At 60.3% G+C, this 20,464-nt stretch carries 15 protein-coding genes; 7 read left to right on the forward strand and 8 right to left on the reverse strand.

Annotated features, from left to right (window positions below; all coding sequences use genetic code 11):
* Positions 1–4: 4 nt before the first annotated feature.
* Positions 5–613, reverse strand: a complete 609-nt coding sequence (locus tag BW967_RS16680; protein WP_076486239.1) for a L,D-transpeptidase — start codon at positions 611–613, stop codon at positions 5–7.
* 166 nt (positions 614–779) lie between these two features.
* Between BW967_RS16680 and BW967_RS16685 the strand changes: the two genes are divergently transcribed.
* Entirely contained in the window at positions 780–1,289 is a 510-nt protein-coding gene (locus tag BW967_RS16685) for a divisome-associated lipoprotein DalA (RefSeq protein WP_076486240.1), read from the forward strand.
* Positions 1,290–1,342: 53 nt separating this feature from the next.
* On the opposite strand, the gene BW967_RS16690 is transcribed toward BW967_RS16685, so the two are convergent.
* From BW967_RS16690 to hslO, 6 genes are read right to left on the reverse strand one after another with little or no spacing between them, the layout of a single operon-like run.
* A complete protein-coding gene (locus tag BW967_RS16690; protein ID WP_076486241.1) occupies positions 1,343–1,858 on the reverse strand; it encodes a L,D-transpeptidase family protein in 516 nt (171 codons plus the stop codon).
* A gap of 60 nt (positions 1,859–1,918) precedes the next feature.
* A complete protein-coding gene (locus BW967_RS16695; protein WP_076486242.1) occupies positions 1,919–3,142 on the reverse strand; it encodes a class I SAM-dependent RNA methyltransferase in 1,224 nt (407 codons plus the stop codon).
* 51 nt (positions 3,143–3,193) lie between these two features.
* Entirely contained in the window at positions 3,194–5,047 is a 1,854-nt protein-coding gene (locus BW967_RS16700) for an ABC transporter ATP-binding protein (protein WP_108188656.1), read from the reverse strand.
* Positions 5,048–5,098: 51 nt separating this feature from the next.
* Positions 5,099–6,253 carry a CCA tRNA nucleotidyltransferase gene (locus tag BW967_RS16705; protein WP_076486244.1) on the reverse strand — a complete coding sequence of 385 codons (1,155 nt, stop codon included), beginning with the start codon at positions 6,251–6,253 and terminating at the stop codon, positions 5,099–5,101.
* Entirely contained in the window at positions 6,250–6,843 is a 594-nt protein-coding gene (locus tag BW967_RS16710) for a CoA pyrophosphatase (RefSeq protein WP_076486289.1), read from the reverse strand. Before BW967_RS16710 ends, BW967_RS16705 begins: the two co-directional genes overlap by 4 nt.
* On the reverse strand, positions 6,836–7,852 hold the full coding sequence (hslO, locus tag BW967_RS16715; RefSeq protein WP_076486245.1) for an Hsp33 family molecular chaperone HslO: 1,017 nt from the start codon (positions 7,850–7,852) through the stop codon (positions 6,836–6,838). Before hslO ends, BW967_RS16710 begins: the two co-directional genes overlap by 8 nt.
* Before the next feature lie 93 nt (positions 7,853–7,945).
* On the opposite strand from hslO, the gene BW967_RS16720 reads away from it, so the two are divergent.
* From BW967_RS16720 to BW967_RS16740, 5 genes are all read left to right on the forward strand, one after another.
* Entirely contained in the window at positions 7,946–8,383 is a 438-nt protein-coding gene (locus BW967_RS16720; protein WP_076486246.1) for an NUDIX hydrolase, read from the forward strand.
* 168 nt (positions 8,384–8,551) lie between these two features.
* Positions 8,552–12,616: a beta strand repeat-containing protein gene (locus BW967_RS16725; protein ID WP_076486247.1), complete on the forward strand. Its 4,065-nt coding sequence runs from the start codon at positions 8,552–8,554 to the stop codon at positions 12,614–12,616.
* A 10-nt stretch (positions 12,617–12,626) separates the two neighbouring features.
* On the forward strand, positions 12,627–13,964 hold the full coding sequence (locus tag BW967_RS16730) for a TolC family protein (RefSeq protein ID WP_083952300.1): 1,338 nt from the start codon (positions 12,627–12,629) through the stop codon (positions 13,962–13,964).
* A 79-nt stretch (positions 13,965–14,043) separates the two neighbouring features.
* Positions 14,044–16,230 carry an ATP-binding cassette domain-containing protein gene (locus BW967_RS16735; RefSeq protein WP_245826599.1) on the forward strand — a complete coding sequence of 729 codons (2,187 nt, stop codon included), beginning with the start codon at positions 14,044–14,046 and terminating at the stop codon, positions 16,228–16,230.
* The gene (locus BW967_RS16740) at positions 16,227–17,399 is read left to right on the forward strand and encodes an HlyD family type I secretion periplasmic adaptor subunit (RefSeq protein ID WP_076486250.1); all 1,173 of its coding nucleotides are present in this window, start codon (positions 16,227–16,229) and stop codon (positions 17,397–17,399) included. Before BW967_RS16735 ends, BW967_RS16740 begins: the two co-directional genes overlap by 4 nt.
* On the opposite strand, the gene BW967_RS16745 is transcribed toward BW967_RS16740, so the two are convergent.
* Complete coding sequence (locus tag BW967_RS16745; protein ID WP_373455195.1) at positions 17,396–18,688, reverse strand: PP2C family protein-serine/threonine phosphatase; 1,293 nt, start codon at positions 18,686–18,688, stop codon at positions 17,396–17,398. The two genes, BW967_RS16740 and BW967_RS16745, sit on opposite strands and share 4 nt — an antisense overlap.
* A gap of 323 nt (positions 18,689–19,011) precedes the next feature.
* Here BW967_RS16745 and nhaD point away from each other — a divergent pair, with 323 nt between their 5' ends.
* Positions 19,012–20,337 (forward strand): sodium:proton antiporter NhaD, encoded by a 1,326-nt coding sequence (nhaD, locus tag BW967_RS16750; protein WP_076486251.1) that lies wholly within the window; start codon positions 19,012–19,014, stop codon positions 20,335–20,337.
* The last annotated feature ends 127 nt before the right edge of the window (positions 20,338–20,464 follow it).

Genomic DNA, 20,464 nt, shown 5'->3' on the forward strand with positions numbered 1-20,464 from the left:
CGGCTTAGATCAGCACAACCTGCGTGCCGACACGGGCCAGTTCAAACAGCTCTTCGATATGCTGGTTGAAAAGCCCAATGCAGCCGTTCGACGATTTCCGCCCGATCTTGCGTGTGTCATGGGTGCCGTGGATGCGGTAATATTTCCAACCCAAGTAAAGCGCGCGGGTGCCGAGCGGGTTATCCGGTCCGGCGGGCACGAAATCGGGCCAATCGGGGTTGCGCTGTTTCATCGACGGCGTGGGCGACCAAGTCGGGTTTTTCACCTTGCGGATCACCTCGGTGCGGCCGCGCCGGGTGAGTTCTTCCGACACCGGGACCGAGGTCGGGAACAGCCGATAGATCGATTGATCCTCTGACCAGTAGTGCAGCGCGCGCGAGATCGTATCGACCAAGATCGCGCCGTTCTTCGTGTTCGAGAAATAGGGCTGCCAATCCAATTCGCGGAAGCTGGAGATGTTGCGCCGCATATTGGTGTTGGCGCTTTCTTCATGGGCTTCGAGCCCCGCATCCGGGGTCTGCGCAAAGACGGCCGGTGCAGCGAGCGACATACCGGCAAAAGCGGCAGAGCCGAGGAAAGAGCGGCGGTCGAGCATCTTGCGCGCATCCGTCATGGAAAGTCTCCGTTCGGGCCGGGTTTTAGGTCAATCAAGCTGTCTCCTTATTGCGCCTTGGCCTCAGGTGCAAATCAAACCAACGTCAAGAAGCGGTTTCACGCAACTGTGGGTTTGCGTGGCTTCACGCGGCGGTGTAAGGGTCCGCGAACTTCGGGGGAATGATATGATCCGTGCAACCGCCCTTTTGATGGCCGCCAGCCTCGCCTTGACCGCCTGCACTGGCACCGGTGAACAGCTTGGCCCCGACGGCAAACCGCTGCCGAAACTCTACCGTATTTCGGCAAGCGACAGTGGCAAGATCGAGCAGCGCGTGGTTGAGGCGGTGAACAGCCTGCGCGCGGTGCGGGGCACGGCGCCGGTGGTGCTGAGCCCGGAACTGAACCAAGCGGCATTGATCCATTCGCGCGATATGGCGTTGCAAAACCGCCCGTGGCACTGGGGCTCGGATGGGTCATCGCCGCTTGATCGCGCGAAACGTGCGGGCTTTGCGGGCGCGTTCTTGGGTGAGAATATCTCGGAAACCTATGAAACCGAGACCGAGACGCTTTCCGCGTGGATGAACCTTGCCGATACCCGCGACGTGATCTTGAACCCCGAGGCCCGCTACATGGGCTTTGCGTGGTTCCAAGAATCCTCGGGCAAGATTTGGTGGACGATGGTCACCGGCAAATAAGTCCGGTTTCCCGATACCCAAACTAAAGGCCCCTTGCGGGGCCTTTTTCGTTCTTAGGGGAAGATAAAGATTGGCGTACCGAGCCGGATCATCGAATAGATTTCTTCGATCTCGTCATCTTTCACCGCGATGCAGCCTGCGGTCCAATCACGCCCGCGGCCTTTGTTTTTGCCCGCGCGCCCGTGGATCATAATATCGCCGCCGGGTTTGCGGCCCTGCGCCTCGGCAAAGGCGCGGTCTTCGGCATTCGGGTAAGACACCTCAAGCGACAGGTGATAGGCCGAATTCGGGTTTTGACGGCTGATGTAGTAAAGCCCCTCGGGCGTTTTGCCATCGCCCTCGAATTGCTTTTTGCCCACCGGGTTGCCACCAAGACCGATCTTGTAGGTCTTCAGCACCTTGTCGCCGGAAAACAGCATCATCCGCCGCTTGCCTTTGAAGACCTGAATTTGCGTGACCGGCGGCCCGCTATAGCGCCGGAATTTGGATGAGAATTTGGCGGAATCGCCGCCACAGGCGGCCAAAAGGGTGAGGCTCGAAAGCCCCAAAAAGACTGCGCGACGCTGCATGATCTGCCTGTAGTTTATGTTTTGCCCAAGCCTATCAGATTTGGCCCGGGCCGCGAAGCCTTATGCGCGGGTGAACCGTGCCGCAAGCTCGATATGTGCCGACCAGCGGAACTGATCGACCACGATCACGTCATCAAGCGCAAAGCCCGCCTGCAAAAGCCGCTCGGCATCGCGTGCAAAGGTGACGGGGTTGCACGAGACATAAACCAGATTGGCCAGTTTTGAGGTGGCAATCTCGCCCACCTGCGCCTCGGCCCCCGCGCGGGGCGGGTCCAGCACAACGGCGTCATAGCGGCTGATCTCATCGGGCAGGAGCGGGCGGCGGAACAGATCGCGCGCCTCGTGGCTGACCTTTTTCAGCCCTTGGGCGGCGCGCCAACCCTTATCCATCGCGGCAAGCATATCGGCCTCGCCCTCCACCGCATGCACTTCTGCCCCTAGCGCCAAAGGCAAGGTGAAGGTGCCACAGCCCGCGAACAGATCGGCGATCTTGTGCGCCCCGGCGGTCGCCTCGCGGACAAAAGCCACCAAGGCGGCTTCACCCTCTGCCGTCGCTTGCAAAAACGCGCCGGGCGGCGGCGTGATGCGTGCCGGGCCAAAGCTTTGCAGCGCGGGTCGGCGCGCGGCGATGGTTTCCCCATTCCAGCTCAGCCGCGCCAAATCGTGTTCCTCGGCCAGCCGGGCAAGGTCTTGGAAAAGCGCAGGCTCCATGTCTTTGCCGCCGGTGGCTGCAACCTCAACGCCTGCTTCCGACAGCGTCAGCGCAAAAGACACTTCGCCTTTGCGCGAGGCCCCCAGCACCGTCGCGGCATTCAGCGCAGGCAGGGTGGCAAGCAGTTCGGGTCGCAAAATCTGGCAGTTCGGCACCTCTACCACCGTGTCAGAGGCGCGGGCATGAAAGCCGACAAGGCTGCCCTTCTTTGTGCGCCGACCCGAAAAGCTGGCACGGCGGCGCGAAAGGGTGGGAGAGGTTTCCACCGCGCGCACCTCTGCCGTGATCCCACGGGCGGCGAGCGCGTTTTCCACCACCTCGGCCTTCCAGCGTTCGACAAAGCTGTCAGAGGCATGTTGCAACACGCAGCCGCCGCAGGCGCGGTAATGCGGGCAGGGGGCTTTTACCCGCTCTGCCGAGGCGGTGACAATGCTCGGGGCCGCGATCCGGCCCGCCTCGACGGTGCCGTCCACCACCTCACCGGGCAGGGCCATCGCCACATGCACGCGCCCTTCGGCACCTTGCGCAATGCCATCGGCATGCACGGACAAACGCTCGATTTCATAGGGCATGGGCGGGCCTCCTTGCGGGGCAGATAGCGCAAGCCCCGGCGCAGGCCAAGCCTATTGCGCGGCCTCGATGGTTTCCACCTCTTCGCCGCCGCCCTCATCTTCGTCGGTGCCAATGAAGCCGCCCGATTGGCGGTTCCAATAGCGCGCATAAAGACCCTGTTCCGCCAGAAGTTCGCTATGCGAGCCCTGTTCGACGATTTGCCCGCCATCGAGCACTACGATCCGGTCCATCTCCGCAATCGTTGAAAGGCGGTGTGCGATGGCCAGAACCGTTTTGCCCTCCATCACCCGATGCAGCGCTTGCTGGATTTGCGCCTCCACCTCGCTATCAAGGGCAGAGGTCGCCTCATCCAGAACCAAGATCGGCGCGTTTTTCAAAAAAGCGCGGGCAAGCGCAATCCGCTGCCGCTGCCCGCCCGAAAGCTTCACGCCGCGCTCACCCAGCGCCGCATCATAGCCTTTCTTGCCGGTGTGATCGACCAGCCCCAGAATGAACTCATGCGCCTCGGCGGCCTTAGCGGCGGCGATCATTTCCTCTTCCGTCGCATCGGGGCGGCCATAAAGGATGTTCTCGCGCGCGGAGCGGTTAAACATCGCGGTTTCTTGCGTGACCATGCCAATCTGACGGCGCAGGCTTTCTTGGGTGACGCTGCGTAGGTCATGGCCATCAATCAAAACAGCGCCTTTTTCGGTGTCATAGAGCCTTAAAAGCAGCGAAACGAGGGTTGATTTCCCGGCCCCCGAGGCCCCCACAATGCCGATCCGCTCGCCCGGCGTAATGGTCAGGTGCAGGTCTTCCACCCCACCCGTTTTGCGCCCATAGGCAAAGCTCACATGATCAAAGCGGATCTCGCCCTTGACCCGTTCAAGGCTCTGCGCGCCCGGCGCATCGGTGATGTCATGCGCGGGGGTAAGGGTGCGCATCCCGTCCTCGACCTCGCCCACGTTGGACCAAAGCGACATCAAAGATTGCGAGACCCAGCCCGACATTTGCGTGATCCGCATCGCAACCGCGCCCGCAGCGGCAATATCGCCCGCCGTGGCCGCGCCGCGCCGCCACATCAAAAGCGCGCCGCCGACCAGTAAAATTGGCAACAGGCCCGAGAAGGTGATCTGGCTTAGCCGATACCAGGTTGAGGTGATGCCAAACCGCTCTGCCGCCGCCCGAAAGCCCTGCATCGCGCCCAAGGCGGCTTGGTCTTCATGGCTGGCATGGGCAAAAAGCTTCACCGTTTTGATGTTGGTGATCGTGTCAACAACTTGGCCCGTGACCATCGCGCGGGCGGAGGCGCGGGCTTTTGACCGCCCCCGCACATGCGGCAGGAAGGCCCGGATCAAGAGCAGGTAAAACACCAGCCAAACACCCAATGCGAGCGCGCCAATCGTGTCTATTCCAGCCAAAAGGAAGACAGAGCCGATGATGGAGGCGAGCGCAAAGAACACCGTGCCGATGATTTCGGTCACCACATCGGTGACGGCGCGGGCGGTCTGCATTTGCTTTTGCGCAATGCGGCCCGCGAAGTCGTTGTCAAAGAAAGTAACGGCATGGCCCATCGTCCAGCGGTGCAGGCGCGAAAGCACCTGCGGCATCAGATTGGGCGCGACCAGCATGTTTGACGACCACGTGGAAAAGCCAAAGGAGGCCGGGCGGATCACGAGGTAAAACACCACAAAGGCCACCAGAAGCCACAAATGTTGGCTGCCATATGTGGCCGGGTCTGCTTCCACGATGGAATCGATCACCATCCCCAAAAGCCAGGCTGCGCCCACCTCCATCGTACCCGCAAGGGCCGAGGCGACGGCGGCCACCGCCACCACGGGCCAAGCACCGCTTAGGCACCAACGCAGGAAAGACAGCAGGCGCTGCGGGGGCGGCCCCTCGGCGGGGGTGAAGGCGTTGATCATGGGAATTCCTTTCGGCGTCACCATATAGCGGGCGGGGCCGGAAGGAAAAGGTCAGCCAAGGTCGCGCAAAAGCGCCTCGCGGTTCAGCGTAAAGCCCGAGGCAATCCAGCGGGCTTCAAGGTCGCGCAGCTTCGCCCCCAAGGCGGGGCCGGTGAAGGCGGGCACCAGGTCTTTTGCGGTGATGGGGAAGCGCTGGGCGGCTCCAAATTCGACCCTATTCCAGCTGGATTCTGCTATTTCTTGTCCCATCAATGCGGCACGAATGAGGAGCGCATCACGCGCGTCCGCCTGCCCATATCGGTAGCCAAGCGCCGCGTCTGAGCCAAGATCCCCCAGCGCCGCGCGCAGTTTTTCAAGCCGTTTGGCTTCTGCTTTGGAAAGCCGCAAGCGTTCAGCTGCTTCCATCCCGCCCAAACAGGCGAGCCGCCGCAGTGGGTCGGGCGCAAGGCCGGCTTCCAGATGCACCAAGGGGGCAAGGGCTCTGGCATCCGCACCCGGCAGAACCTGCGCTAAAACCCCGCAAGCAGCCATCGCCGCCATGGCGGGGGCCGGGTCTGGCGCGGCCAGCAATTTGCGCATTTCATGGCCGATACGTTCGCGCGAAAGCGTCTCTATTCCAGCGCAATGTTGCGCACAGGCGGCCAAACCTTCGGCATCCATGCCAAGCGCGGGGTCGCCATACCACGCGGTGAAACGAAAGAAGCGCAGGATGCGCAGGTAGTCTTCTTCGATCCGTGCGGCGGGGTCGCCCACAAAACGCAGGTGACGGGCTTGCAGATCGGCCAAACCCTCGCCCAGCGGGTCGAGCACGGTGCCATCGGCGCGGGCGTAAAGCGCGTTCATGGTGAAATCGCGCCGCGCGGCATCTTCGGCCACATCGGTGGAAAAGGCCACCGTCGCATGGCGGCCAAAGGTCTCTATATCACGGCGGAAGGTGGTGACCTCATGCGGCTGATGATCGACCACCAAGGTCACGGTGCCATGCTCAATGCCCGTGGGCACGGCTTTGATGCCGGCACCTTTGGCCAGTTCCAAAACCCGGTCCGGTGTCGCATCGGTGGCAATGTCGATATCGGAAACAGGCTGGAATAGAGCCGCATTGCGAACACAGCCCCCCACCAAAAGTGCCTGATGCCCACCCGCCTCAAGCACGCCCAGCACACGCTGGACATGAGGTTGAAACAGCCAGTCTGCTTGCAGTTTCATGGGGTGAGCCGCTCGGTCAGCCCGCGCAAGATCCGCGCAGTTGCGCCCCAGATGTAATAAGGGCCAAGCGGGGCGATGTAATAGGCGCGCATTTTTCCGCGCCAGCGGCGTTGTTCGACGCGGAAGCTTTGCCGCGTCAGATGCGCAAACGGCACGGTGAAAATCTCGTCCACCTCACCGGCCTCTGGGCGCGGGGTGAAGGGGGCGGTGATGCGCGCGATCACCGGAGTGACAAGGAAGCCCGTCACCGTTTCATGCGGCTCTAACGTGCCCAAAACCTGTACATTGCCGCGCGGCAGGGCGATCTCTTCCTCGGCCTCGCGTAGGGCTGCGGCCACGGGGCCGCTATCGTCTGGATCGACTTTGCCGCCCGGAAAAGCGATCTGCCCCGGATGGTGGCGCAGATGCGAGGCGCGTTTGGTAAGGTAAAACCGTAGCCCTTGGGGCGTTTCCTCGAATGCGACCAAAACCCCCGCAGGCCGAAGCACCCGGTTTTCGGGCAAGGCCATCTCAGGGTTCAGGTCATGATCTGACGAGGCCCGCCCCGGCCTTGCCAAGGCGGCAAGGAGCGGGGCGAACGGATCAGGCATCATCTGCCTCTTTCGGCGAGCCATCGGGGTTTTTCACCGCCTCAAAACCAAGAGAGAGGGGGTCAAACACGTAATGCGCACCGCAGAACTGGCAATCGGCGGTCACTGTGCCCTCTGCCGTGGTCATGTGGCGGATGTCTTTGGCCGAATAGATCGACAGGCTGGTGCGCACGCGATCCTCAGAACAGGTGCAGCCAAACTCGACCTTTTGCGCATCAAAGATGCGGGGCTCTTCTTCATTGAAGAGCCGCACCAAAAGATTGGTCAGCCCGACCGAGGGGCCGGTGAGTTCCATTTCCTCAACCGTATCAAGCAGCACATTCGCCCGCGTCCAATCTTCATCGGCAGCGCCCGACAAAATATCGGAGTGGCGCAGCAGGCCGCCCTCGCCCGAGCCTTCGCGCGCGGCAACGGGACTTGCGGGCATCATTTGCAGCATTACGCCACCGGCACGCCAATGCTCACCCTGCCCCGGTTCGGTTGAACGGCCAAAGGCCAATTGGAACCGGGTCGGCAGTTGCTCGGATTGCGCAAAATAGGTTTCGGCGCAGTGGGCAAGCGAACCGCCATCAAGCGGCGTCATGCCTTGATAGGGAAGGGTGCCCTCGCCTTGGTCGATCAGCACGGCCAGATACCCCTCGCCAATTTCGGCAAAGGGATCGGCGGCGTTTTCATTGAGCCGCTCGGCATCATAGCTCGCCCAAGCACGCAGGCGGGCGGGCGCGCCTTCTTCGGCGGGGGCATAGTAATCGGTGGCCAAAATCCGCACCGGGCCTTTGCCGCGCACTTGAAGCGACAGCTTCCAGCGCAGTTTCATCGTTTGCCCAATGAGCGCGGTCAAAAGCGCCACCTCGGCCACCAGCCCTTCGACAAGGGCGGGGTAGTCGTGCTGGCGCAGCACGTCTTCCAGCACGCCATCAAGTCGCGCGATACGGCCACGCACATCGGCGCGGTCAAGCTGGAACGGCAGGACGGTGTCGTCCCAAACGATATCAGTAAACGAGGTCATAACATTCCCGGGGGTTTTCGTTCAGCCCTTGGGCTGGCATATCGTGCCTATATGGTGGGGGCAACCGCTCGGCCAAGGGGTGAGGGGGCGAAAATGCGTCGTTTCGGAGAAAGTCTGGTCCGCGGGCAGCACTATAAGGCGCGTCCGGGGGCCTATGCGGTGTTGATGCGGGGGGATCGGTTCTTGGTCACGCATCAAGAAGAGCCTGTGCCGGAGTATCAATTGCCGGGTGGCGGCATTGATCCGGGCGAGGGGCCGCTCGCCGCGCTTACCCGCGAAGTTTACGAGGAAACCGGATGGGGCATCACCGGCGCGCGGCGTTTGGGGGCCTATCGGCGCTTCACCTACATGCCTGAATACAATCTATGGGCGGAAAAAATCTGCCACATCTATCTTGCGCGGCCCACACTTCAGCGCAGCGCCCCTACCGAAAAGGGTCATACAGCCGTTTGGTTGGATGGAGAAACCGCGCTCCAATGTCTCGCAAATGAAGGCGATCGGTACTTTATGGCCCAAATCTGGCGAAAATAGGGCCAAAATGCGGTGCAAATAGTCCACACTTGTGTCGACATGGGTCTGAATTACGACATATGGGCAAGTTCACGCTAGCCTTAAGAGCCAATTTCAGCTAATGGTTTAAAAGAGCAGCAGCAGAATATCCGGCCAAAAGAGCCGGAACTATCGAGGCGGAGCAGTACAATGGTAAAGTCGGTGAACTTTGCCGTCCGTAATTCTATGGGCGGTGTGACGCGTGGTGTCGTGGCGGGCGACGGCGCAAGCGACTTCATTCAGGTTGGCAGCGGCGATGAAATCTCGCTCAACCTGCGCAAAACCAACATTCTTAAATACACGCGCGACGGCGATGATTTGCAAATCACGCTTGTTGATGGGCGCACCATTACGCTGTCGGGCTTCTTTGATGCCAATGCACAGCTTTATGTCTCTGCCGATGGTGAATTGACCGCTGTGACGCTCGATGATGGCGGCGATGGCGTGATTTACGCGGGCTATGGCCGGGTCGAAGTGATCGGCAAATGGAGCCCGAACGACCAATTGGCCTTCCTTGATGGTGATGACATCATCGGTCCGGCCGTTGACGACGATACCACCGGCATGGCGATGTTTGCGCCTTTGGCGGGTCTTGGCGCTGCGGGCGCTGCTGGGGCGGGCCTTCTTGGTCTTGGCCTTATTAATGGCGGTGGCGGCGGTGGCGGCGGTGGCAGCCAAACGATCATTCCAACCGTGGATGACCCCGATGCGGAAACCACGCTGACCACGAATACTGTTGACCCCTCGGCCACTGTGTCGGGCACGGGGGAAGAAGGGTCCACGGTCGAGGTGGTTTTGGGCGGCCAGACGCAGACCACGACGATTGGCCCTGACGGGACTTGGTCGGTGACCTTCGAAGACGCCACCTTTCCCTCGGATGGTGATCTTGAGGCGGTGGTCTATGTGACCGCGCCGGATGGCACCCCCTATGAGCTGGATGGTCCGGGCTTCCTGATCGATATGACGCCGCCTGATGTGGCGATCACCGAAGGGGCGGTTTCCACGGGCGATGTGGAAAACTACGCCGAATACCAAGACGGGGTCACTATTCGCGGCACCGGCGAGATTGGCGCGAAGATCTCTGTCACGATTGACAGCTACGAACACACCACGACGGTCGATGGAAATGGCGAATGGGAAGTCACTTTCCTGACCTCGGAATTGCCGGATGGGGAATATACCAAGAATATGGTCGTCACGGCGACCGATCCGCTTGGTAACGTCACCACGCTCAATGACGCGGTGCAAGTGGACACCGAGGCCTCTGTTGCCTTCTCCGGCGCTTCTGTCACTGCCGATGATGTGGTGAACGCAGCCGAAGCAACGACTGGTTTTACCCTTTCGGGTACGTCTGAGGCCGGGACCAAATCGGTGACGGTGACGCTTGATGGCAATAGCTATGCCGCGACCGTCGATGCAAATGGGGACTGGACGGTGACGCTGAGCAATGTCGCGCTCGGCACGGGGGACCGGACTGCGACTGTCACCGCAGTTGACGCTTATGACAACGTCAGCACGACGGTGTCGAAAGTGATCACCTTCGACACCGAGGCCTCTGTTGCCTTCTCCAGCGCGTTTGTCACCGCCGATGATGTGGTAAATGCGAGCGAGGCGACGAATGGTTTCACGCTTACGGGCACGTCTGACGCCGGGACCAAATCGGTGACGGTGACGCTTGATGGCAATAGCTATGCCGCGACCGTCGATGCGAATGGGGACTGGACGATCACGCTGAGCAATGTCGCGCTCGGCACGGGTGATCGGACTGTGACCGTGAGCGCGATTGACGCTTATGACAACGTCAGTGCGACTGTCTCGAAGGTGATCAGCTTCGATACCGAGGCGTCCGTGGCTTTCTCCAGCGACTTGGTCACTGCGGATGATGTGGTGAACTCAACCGAAGCCGCGAATGGCTTTTTGCTTTCGGGCACCGCAGAGGCTGGTTCAACCTCGGTTGTCGTGACGTTGAATGGGGTCGACTATCCGGCGACTGTCAATAGCGCCACCGGCGATTGGACTGTGACGGTCTCTGGCGCGGGGCTTGGCACCGGCACGCATACGGCCACCGTTGTTGCAACCGATGCTTATGGCAACACCAGCCCGATCGCGTCGAAAGATATCGAATTCGACGTCGAAGCCTCTTTGGCTTTTGATGCCACGCAATCGGGTAGCGATAACCTGATCAGCGGGGCGGAGCGGACTGCCTCGGGTGGTGTGCAGTTGACCGGTACCGCCGATAAAGGTGCAACCGTCACGGTGTCTTTTGCCAATGGCACACATACGGTCACCGCTGATGCCCAAACAGGGGCGTGGGTGGCAACCTTCTCTTCGACCGAGATCCCGGCGGGCACCTACACGGCGACCGCGACAGCGACCACGAATGACGGGGCGGGCAATACCGCGACCGCGAGCCATGCGATTTCGGTCGATACCGAGGCTTCGGTGGCGTTTTCGGGCTTGCCTGTCGCCATTGATGACATTGTCAACGGGGCGGAAGCCGCCGCGGGCTTTACGCTTTCCGGCACGGCCGATCCGGGCTCGACCTCTGTGTTGGTGACGCTGAACGGGCAGACTTACAATGCGGTGGTGCAGCCCAATGGGAGCTGGACAGCGACGCTGAACGGTGTTGCCCTTTCGAAAGGCACCTATACCGCAACGGCGGTGGCAACCGATGAATATGGCAACGTTAGCCAGCCCGCGTCGCGCAGTGTCGAATTTGACCCGTCGACTTGGGCGCGTATCGACGCGAGCCAGTCGGGCAGCGATAACCTGATCAGCGGTGCCGAGCGGCTTTCGGGGGGTGGCGTCCAACTCACGGGGACCGCAGAGGCGGGCGACAGTGTCGAGGTCAGCTTTGGCACTGGTAAGCATGTGGTTACGGCTGGGGCAAACGGGGTTTGGGTTGCCTTCTTCAGCACGAGCGAAATTCCCACTGGTACCGGCACCTACATGGCAACGGCTGTGGCGACCGATGCGGCGGGTAATACCGCGACCGCGAGCCATTCGATCAGCGTGGATACGGAAGTCGTTAATCTGACCCACACCACGACGACAGCGGGTGTTGATGGCGTCGTAAACTATGTCGAAGGGCTGAATGGTCTTGCTGTCAGCGGCACGGTTGAGGCCGGGTCGCAGGTTTGGGTGCGGTTGGGGTCGGGTGCAGAATACCAGGCCACGGTGACCGGCACGACCTGGACGGCAAATATTCCCTTCAGTGAACTGCCCACGGTTGAAACCTCTGGGACGCTGAGCGTGCGGGCCGTTGATTACTATGGCAACACCGCCTCGCAATCGAGCACGGTCGACTTTGACCCGCTGGTACGCAACTTTACGGTGTCGCCCTTGGTGACGAGCGACAATATCGTCAACGCGCAAGAAGCCGAAGACGGGTTCCAGATCACGGGTACCGTTGAGGCGGGCTCGAGAGTGATTGTTTCGCTGATCGACCCCGTTACGAAAGGGGTGATCGCAACGGAGGAAGCCACGTTTAGCAGCAGCGAAAACTGGGCTGCCACTTTTGATACCGCCGCTCTGACTGGCACCAGCGGCACGGTCAATTACTCCGTGACGGCCTATGACGCGGCGGGCAACATGACGCAAACGTCGGGGACGGATAGCTTCAGCTATGACCTGACCCCGCCGGATAGCCCGAATGTGGAAGCCGTCACCTACCGAACCTCGGATAACGCGGTGGTCGGAATTGGGCTCGATGACACGGCCGAAACCACTTACCAGCTTTCGGCGGTGGCCGAAGATGGAACGGTGAGTGCGCTTGCCGCGAGCTCAAGCGATGGCTACGCCTATGCGTTCCGCTCGACACCTGTGCCGGATGGGTCCTACCTTGTGGTGACCGATCACGACACGGCGGGCAACACCACCTCAACCCTGCTGTTGGCCACCAACGATGCGAGCAACACGACCACGGTCACCTTGGATCTGAGCCGCGATGGCTTGAGTGATTTTGACTTCGGCACAATTGACCTGACCGCGGCCAAAACCGACCTCACCATCACCGATACCCAGATCGAGGCGATTACCGGGGCGGGCAATGATCTCTATGTCAAAGGCGACAGCGGGGATCATGTCACGCTCCAAGACGCCACGGATACGCATCAAAACACCGTGGTCGATGGGCATACCTACAGCCTCTACACGCTTGGCGCAGATGGCGAGCGCCTTTGGGTCGATGACGCGATCACCAACTTGACGATTTAAGGGGATCGTGATGACCCGGACAGGCGCAGCGCCGCGGCTCCGGGCTAGGACACTGGCCCGGATCACTGTGGCAACACTGGTTGCAGCGGGTTTGAGCGGCTGCATGGAGGGAACGCCGTTTCCCACCGGCCGCTCGGCCTTCAGCCCCTCCAGCATGGGGCTGATGCCGGGCCAACCCGGCACGACCAAACAGACCTCGGCGATTATTGCCGATCTGGCGGGGCGCGACTCTGCCTTGGCGAGCGCTGGGCCTTATGCGCAAATCTCGCAAGCGGTGCTGACCGATGCCAAAGGCACGGCCAAAGCCGAATTGCGGGTGGCACGGCTGACGGCGCAGGCGAAATCGAAGAACTGGCTGCCGCAGGTAGGGCCGAGCCTGAGCCTCAACTCGCTGGGCGATCTTGCCGCGCGGATTTTGGTGGAGCAGGTGCTGTGGGATAATGGTGCCAAACGCGCCGAGCGCGACTATGCCGCCGCCGATGTGGAGGTGGCCGCAGTTAGCCTGTCGACGGAAATGAACGACACCGTGGCGACCGGATTGAAAGCCTATATCACTGCGCTGAAGGCGCGCGAACAGGCGGCGGTCGCGGAACGCTCTGCGGCCAAGCTTGGCGATTACAACCACATCATGCGTCAGCGTGTTGAAGGTGGCTTGTCAGACGGTTCGCAAGCGCGGGTGTTGCGTCAAAAGCTGATCGAAATGCAGGCCACGGCGCAGGCGGATCGGGACAGCGCGCAGGCCGCAATGGCGCAGTTGCAATCCATGACGGGGCAACCGCTTGAGGGGCTCACCGGGCTGAGCGATATTGATCTGCCCGAAATCCTTCCTGATGCGCTCGCCGTCACTAAGGCGCAGGCTGAGGCCGGGCGCACCGAGGCGGAAGCGAAAATGGCCCGCGCTGGGCATCTGCCGGATGTCTCCGCGCAGGCCTCGGTCGGGCAAGGAAAGCCTTCGGTTGGCTTGGCGGTTGGGGTCGAGCAGATGCTGGGCTTTGGAACGCTTGATACGCTGGCCGCCGTCGATGCCTCGAAAGAGGCGGCTTTCGCCCGCATCGCTAAGGCGAAACAGGATGATGTGCAGCAGGTGGCCACGTTGCGCGCGCGGATGAGCGCCCTTCAGGCCAAGGCGGCACGCGATGCGCAAGTGGTTGAGCAAACCGAGGCTGGTCTCGAAATGTTCACCGAGCAATATCGCATGGGGCGCAGAACATTAATGGAACTTGTGTCCATGTATGAGACCTATGCGCAAATGGCGCATGCCCAAGCCGGACTAAAATACGACATAGCGTTAATAAAGCTGGAAATCGCTCGCCAACACGGGATATTGATAGACGGGAGTAGTATCTGACAAGGTGTAGGGGTTATTGGCTGATCGCGTTATAGCGTTTGACATTAACGCGGCTCGCGTCAGCGGGGCCGCTGAAGGGGTGCGCCCAAAGCCTGCCCTCGCCCCCACGGCAGATACCAAAACACCTCGGCGCGCGAAGGCACGGTCTGAACTGGCGGCAGCCTATGCCGGACTTTTGGGCGCGCAAGTGCCCGCGGCAGATATCCTTGAACAGATGCTTTTGGCGGTGGGGGAAGCCAGCGCCGCGGTGACCGGGGCCTCGAATGACGAGGTGCAGCCCGAACATATTGCCGCTGTGCTCCGCGTTGCGGGGATGACTGCGGCGGTCGAGCAGATCGACCGGCTTTCGCCCGGGCAATGGCCGGCGCTTGCGCAGATGACCTCGGGCCAATTGGTCTTGGTGATCGGGCAAGAGCACGACACGCTTTTTGTCTATGACAAAACCTGCCCCGATCAGCGCGCAGAAGTGCCGCTTGAGGATTTCGCCCCCTTCTTCTCTGGCAAGATCATCCGTGCGCGGACCTCGCTCAAGCAGCTTGAACAGCGCCACGCGCCTACGACCAGCACGGAGCACTGGTTTTGGGGCGCGTTCAAAGCGCAGCGCCGCGCCTTTGCGGAGGTGGCGGTCGGCTCGTTCTTTGCAAATATCTTGGCCGTCTCCGTCGCGATGTTCTCGATGCAGGTTTACGACCGCGTCATCCCGCATAAATCGGAATCCACGCTTTGGGTGTTGGCGCTCGGTGCCATGCTGGCGCTGGTGCTGGAAATGGCGCTGAAATTGGCGCGGTCTGGGCTGATGGACCTGTCTGGTCGCAAGATTGAGCTCACCGTGCAAAGCCTGCTGATGGATCGTCTTTTGGGGATGAAGGCGGCGCCGGGGCGGCGCTCGCCCAGCCAGCTGTTTTCAGCGATGCGCGAATTTTCTTCGGTGCGGGAGTTCTTTACCGCCTCCACGATCGGCACCTTGGCCGATATTCCGTTTATTTTCATCTTCTTGCTTTTGGTGGCCAGCATCGGTGGCAACCTTGTTTGGGTGCTGGCCTTGGGCGCGGTGCTGATGGTATTGCCCGGCTTCTTCATGCAAAGGAAGATGATCGAGATCACCAAATCCACCCAAGGGGCCTCGATGCGGGCGGCCAAGCTGCTGCACGAGGCAATCTACGAGCATGAAACGGTTTCGACCCAGCGCGGCAATGATCGGTTCAAGCGGATCTGGGAAGAGCTTTCCACCCTTTCGGCGGTGAAATCTTCTGAAAGCCGCAAGCTCGCCTCGGCGCTCACCTATTGGGCGCAGATGGTGCAACAGGGCACCTATTTAGCCGCCGTGGTCTTTGGCACTTACATGGTCTTTGCGGGCGAGTTCACCGTTGGGGCGATCATCGCCATCGGGATTTTGACCTCGCGCACGCTGGCGCCGCTCACGCAATTGGCGGGCACTTTGGCGCGTTGGGCCAATGTCAAAGCCGCGCTTGATGGGCTGGATGCTATCGTCTGTGCCGATCAGGTGCAGGCCGAAAGCCGCAGCTATTTGCGGGCCGAGGCGATTGAGGGCGAGTTTGAACTGCGCGGGCTTGAGTTCAAATATGATGCCGACGGCGCAACCAATATCGACATTGCCAGCCTGCGCGTTCCCGCCGGGCAGCGAGTGGCGATTTTGGGCGCGAATGGCTCGGGTAAATCGACCCTATTGCGGCTTTTGGCCGGGGTTTACGAACCCAGTTCCGGGCGGATTTTGCTTGATGGGGTGGATCTGGGGCAATTGCACCCACGCGATCTGCGCCGTTCGGTGGGCTATTTGAGCCAAGATGTGCGGCTGTTTTCTGGCACGTTGCGTGACAACCTGAACCTGACCCAACTCGAACGCGATGAAGAGCGACTTTATCAGGCGCTCGACTTTGCGGGTCTTGGTCCGTTCCTGCGTGCCCATCCGCGTGGGCTCGACCTTGAAATCCGTGATGGCGGCGAGGGGCTTTCGGTTGGGCAGCGTCAGTCGATTGGTTGGGCGCGGTTGTGGTTGCAAGACCCCTCTGTCGTTTTGCTCGATGAACCGACGGCCTCGTTGGATACCACGCTGGAAACCACGCTTGTGAGCCGTCTTGATACTTGGCTGACAGGGCGCACGGCGATTATTGCCACGCATCGGGTGCCGATCTTGTCGCTGACCACGCGCACGCTGATCTTGCAAAATGGCCGGATGGCCGTGGATGGCCCGCGTGATGCGGTGCTCGCGCATCTGACCAAGGCGAAGGCCGGGGCAGGGCAATGACCACGGTGGACCCCAGCGCGGTTTTGACCGCCGCGCGGAAGATGAGCCTGACAATCTGGATTGTGGTGGCGACGGTGGTTTTGTTCCTCGGCTGGTCGGCGATTGCCTCGGTCGATCAGATCGTGCGCGGCCCGGGCGAGATTGTCTCTTCATCGAAGCCGCAGATCATCCAAAACCTTGAAGGCGGCATTTTGGCGGAGCTCAACGTCTCGGAAGGCGAAGAGGTGGAGCCGGGGCAACTGCTTGGGCGGTTGCACGACACGTCTTATAAGGCGCAGGTGGATGATTTGCGCGCGCAGATCGCGGCGCTCGAAATCCGCCAGTTGCGCCTTGAGGCGGAGATGAATGGATTTGATGCTTTTGAAGCCAGCATCGAACAAGAAGAGCTTGTGCCCGAGATCGTGAAATCGGAAAGCGCGCTTTTGACGGCGCGGTTGAGCGATTTCAAATCCCGCAAATCGGGGGCTGCGGCGGTGCTGGAACAAGCCCGCGCCGAGCGGGACCTGATGGAGCGGATGTATGAAAAAGACATTGCCCCGCTGATTGATGTGACGAAGGCGCGCAAAGGCTTTTCGGATGCCGAGGCGCAACTCAATGACATCATCACCAAGGTGGAGTTGGAGCGTGCGGCGGAATATTCCGATACGCTCGACAAGCTTGGCACGTTGCGCCAACAGCTGAAACTCTCGCAAGATCAGTTGGAACGCACCCTTCTGACCTCGCCGATGCGGGGCGTGGTCAACAAGCTTTCGGTCACCACCATTGGTGGCGTTGTGCGCCCGGGCGAAGAGATCATGCAGATCATCCCGCTCGATGAAGAACTGTTCATTGATGCGCAAATCGCGCCCAAGGACATCGCCTTTGTGAAGGTTGGCCAAGACGCGACGATCAAGCTTTCCGCCTATGATTACACGATCTATGGCAGCCTTGAGGGAAAGGTGCATTTCGTTTCGGCGGACACGTTCAAAGACGAACGCAAGCCCGATGCGCAGCCCTATTACAAGGTCACGTTGCGGGTGGATTTGGGGCATTTAACGGATCGCCAGCGCAGCTTTGACGTACGCCCCGGCATGCAGGCCTCGGTCGAGTTGCACACGGGCGAGAAGACGATTTTGAATTACCTGCTCAAGCCGCTTTACAAATCGCGCGAGGCGCTGCGGGAGCCTTAATCAAGGTTTTCTTTGGCACCGTCGAATTCAAAGAGCACGGCCGAGACATCATCGCTAAGCGCGTCGGACGAAAGCCGCTGCAATTCCCAATACATCGCATCCAGTAGGGCCTGTCCCCGCATGTCGCGGAAGTCATGCAGCAATTGCGAAAGCCCCTCTTCGGCGAGTTGTTCGCCGTTCGAAAGCTGGATTTCGGTGATCCCGTCAGAGCCAAGAAACAGCCGATCTCCCGGGTTCAGTTGCGTGGTGATGGTTTCGTAACTCGCCCCATCAATTAGGCCGACGGGCATGCCGCCATTGCCCAAGAACTCGACCGTGCCATTGGCGCGCAGCACCGCCGGGTGCGGATGGCCCGCCTGCACCAGCGAGGCTTGGCCGGAGATAAGGTCCACATCGGCATAGATCAGCGTGAAGTAGCTGTCGGTCTGCATTTCCTCGAGCACCAGCGCATTGAGGTAGCCCGCCAATTCCGCAGGGTCACGCGCATCGTAGATGCCGTATTCCGTTTGAATAAGCGCGATGTTTTGTTCCGGCGACGAGCCAGAAAGATAGCCCGCAAGCCGCGCCGTCATCATGGCGGAGGTGATGCCGTGGCCCGATACGTCGATCCCGTAAAGCGCGACGCGCCGCGCATTGATCGGGAAAAATCCAACAAGATCACCGCCGACATGGCCCGAGGGGCGCAGCGTCAGCGATACCTGTGCATTGCCGAAGCAGCGGAATCGTTCCTGCACAAGGCTTTGCTGTAGTTTACGCGCCTCGACCAGATCACGGTCGATTGAGTCGTAAACTGTGCGCAACTCTTCCAGTGCGGATGACAGGAGCCGGTTCTTCTCCTTCATCTCCTGTTCCATGGTCAGGATGCGCTCGCCCGCAGTGAGTCTGGCCCGCAACTCGTCGCCATTGACCGGCTTGGCCAGAAAATCATCGGCCCCGCTTTGCAGCCCTTCGGCGACGTCATTTTTGTCTGATTTGGAGGTCAGCAAGATGAAATAGCCGTAGCCTTTACGGTCCATCTCACGGAATTTCTTGCAAAATTCGATCCCGGTCATGCCATCCATGACCCAATCCGACAAAACGAAATCCGGCTCTGTTTCCGCGCAGATTTCAAGCGCCTCTTCGCCGCTTTCGGCCTCAAGCACCGTGTAGCCCGCGCGAGTTAGTTGGGCGGAAAGAATGCGTCGACTCATCCGACTGTCGTCCACCACAAGCACACAGCGCGGGCGCCCAAGATCGGCGCCGCGGGAAGCAGGCTGGAGATGGTGCAGGCGTTCAGACACGAAATTCACCAATAGCAAAGTGACTGGAGAGTGGGGGAAGGAGTTTAAGAAGCGGTAAACGCCGTTTGTCTTGTTTTGCGTAACTTGCGGTGCGCACAACCTATCGGGGTACGGTCAATCCTCTGCAGAATCTCGGCACGCTGTTTGGCCCTAATTGCGGGCAAACATTGGATATGGGGCGCAGATTCCGGGCCAAAAAGCCGATTCCTGTTGCCCGACGCGGGCCCAGTCCTTTAAAGGTTCGGCGTTCGGTCGGACACGTTTTCGGCCAAAACGCATGCGCCGCGGGTGTCGGAACCCGGCTAAGGCAGAGCAGCTGGGAGAGCGAACCTATGCATGAACTCAATCTGACAGGAAGTATGTTCGGGCTCCTGTCGGTCGTCATCTTTATAGGCGCCTATGTGCTTGTGGTGTTTGAAGAAGCCACGCATATGCGCAAATCGAAACCGGTGATGCTGGCCGCTGGCTTGATCTGGACTTTGATCGGGATCGCCTATGCGATGCACGGCATGTCGGATGAGGCGCATGAACATGCCACCCATATCGTTGAGGAATATGGCGAACTGTTCTTGTTCCTGCTGGTGGCGATTACCTATGTGAACACAATGGAAGAGCGCCGCGTTTTTGATGCGTTGCGCGCCAAGCTGATTGGCATGGGGCTGAGCTATCGCAAGCTGTTTTGGCTCACGGGCGTGCTCGCCTTCTTCCTTTCGGGCATTTTCGACAACCTGACCACCGCATTGGTGATGGGCGCTGTTGTGGTGGCCGTGGGCCGCTCCTCGGCGAAGTTTGTCACGGTCGGCTGCGTGAACATCGTCGTGGCCGCCAATGCTGGCGGCGCTTTCACCCCGTTTGGCGACATCACCACGCTGATGGTTTGGCAAAAGGGCGTGATCGATTTCTTTGAGTTCTTCGTGATCTTCATCCCGTCGATGGTGAACTGGTTCGTGCCGGCTTTGATCATGTCGTTTGCGGTGCCTGCCGAATTGCCGCCGCCCGCGACCGATAACGCGCGCATGAAACCGGGTGGGCGCGTCGTGCTGATCTTGTTCTTGCTCACCATCGTTACGGCGATCAGCTTCAAGAACTTCCTGCATCTGCCGCCTGCCATGGGGATGATGATGGGTCTGGGCTATATGCAGATCTATTCTTACTTTCTCACCCGCAAGGGCAAGCGTTTGAAAGATTCGGAGCTGGTTCTGGATGCGTTCAAACTGTTTGAACGGGTGGAATGGGATACGTTGCTGTTTTTCTTCGGCATCATCTTTGCCGTGGGCGGGCTTGGCGTGTTGGGCTACCTCGACCTGCTCTCGACCGCGCTTTACGATGGTCTTGGGGCCACGGCTGCCAACATGATCCTTGGCGCGATGTCTGCCGTGGTCGACAACATCCCGCTGATGTTTGCCGTGCTGACCATGGAGCCTGAAATGAGCCATGGCCAATGGCTGCTGATCACGTTGACTTGCGGTGTGGGCGGCTCGCTTCTATCGATTGGTTCGGCGGCTGGCGTGGCGCTGATGGGGCAGGCGCGGGGCCATTACACGTTCTCGGGGCACCTGAAATGGAGTTGGGCGATTGCGCTTGGCTATTTCGCCTCGATCGGGGTGCACCTTGTGCTGAACGCGCATCACTTCGAGGTTGCTGCGAACGCCTTCTAAACGGCTCCGCAAGCGGATCATTTGGCCCGGGCTGACATTTGTTCAGCCCGGGCTTTTCTTTGTGCTGCGGTTTGGGCAGGAATCCGCGCAGTGGCCGGAGGCCGCGCCTTTGGGGGCTTTTCGAGCG

Source organism: Rhodobacter aestuarii (genome assembly GCF_900156655.1).
GTDB classification, from domain to species: Bacteria; Pseudomonadota; Alphaproteobacteria; order Rhodobacterales; family Rhodobacteraceae; genus Rhodobacter; species Rhodobacter aestuarii.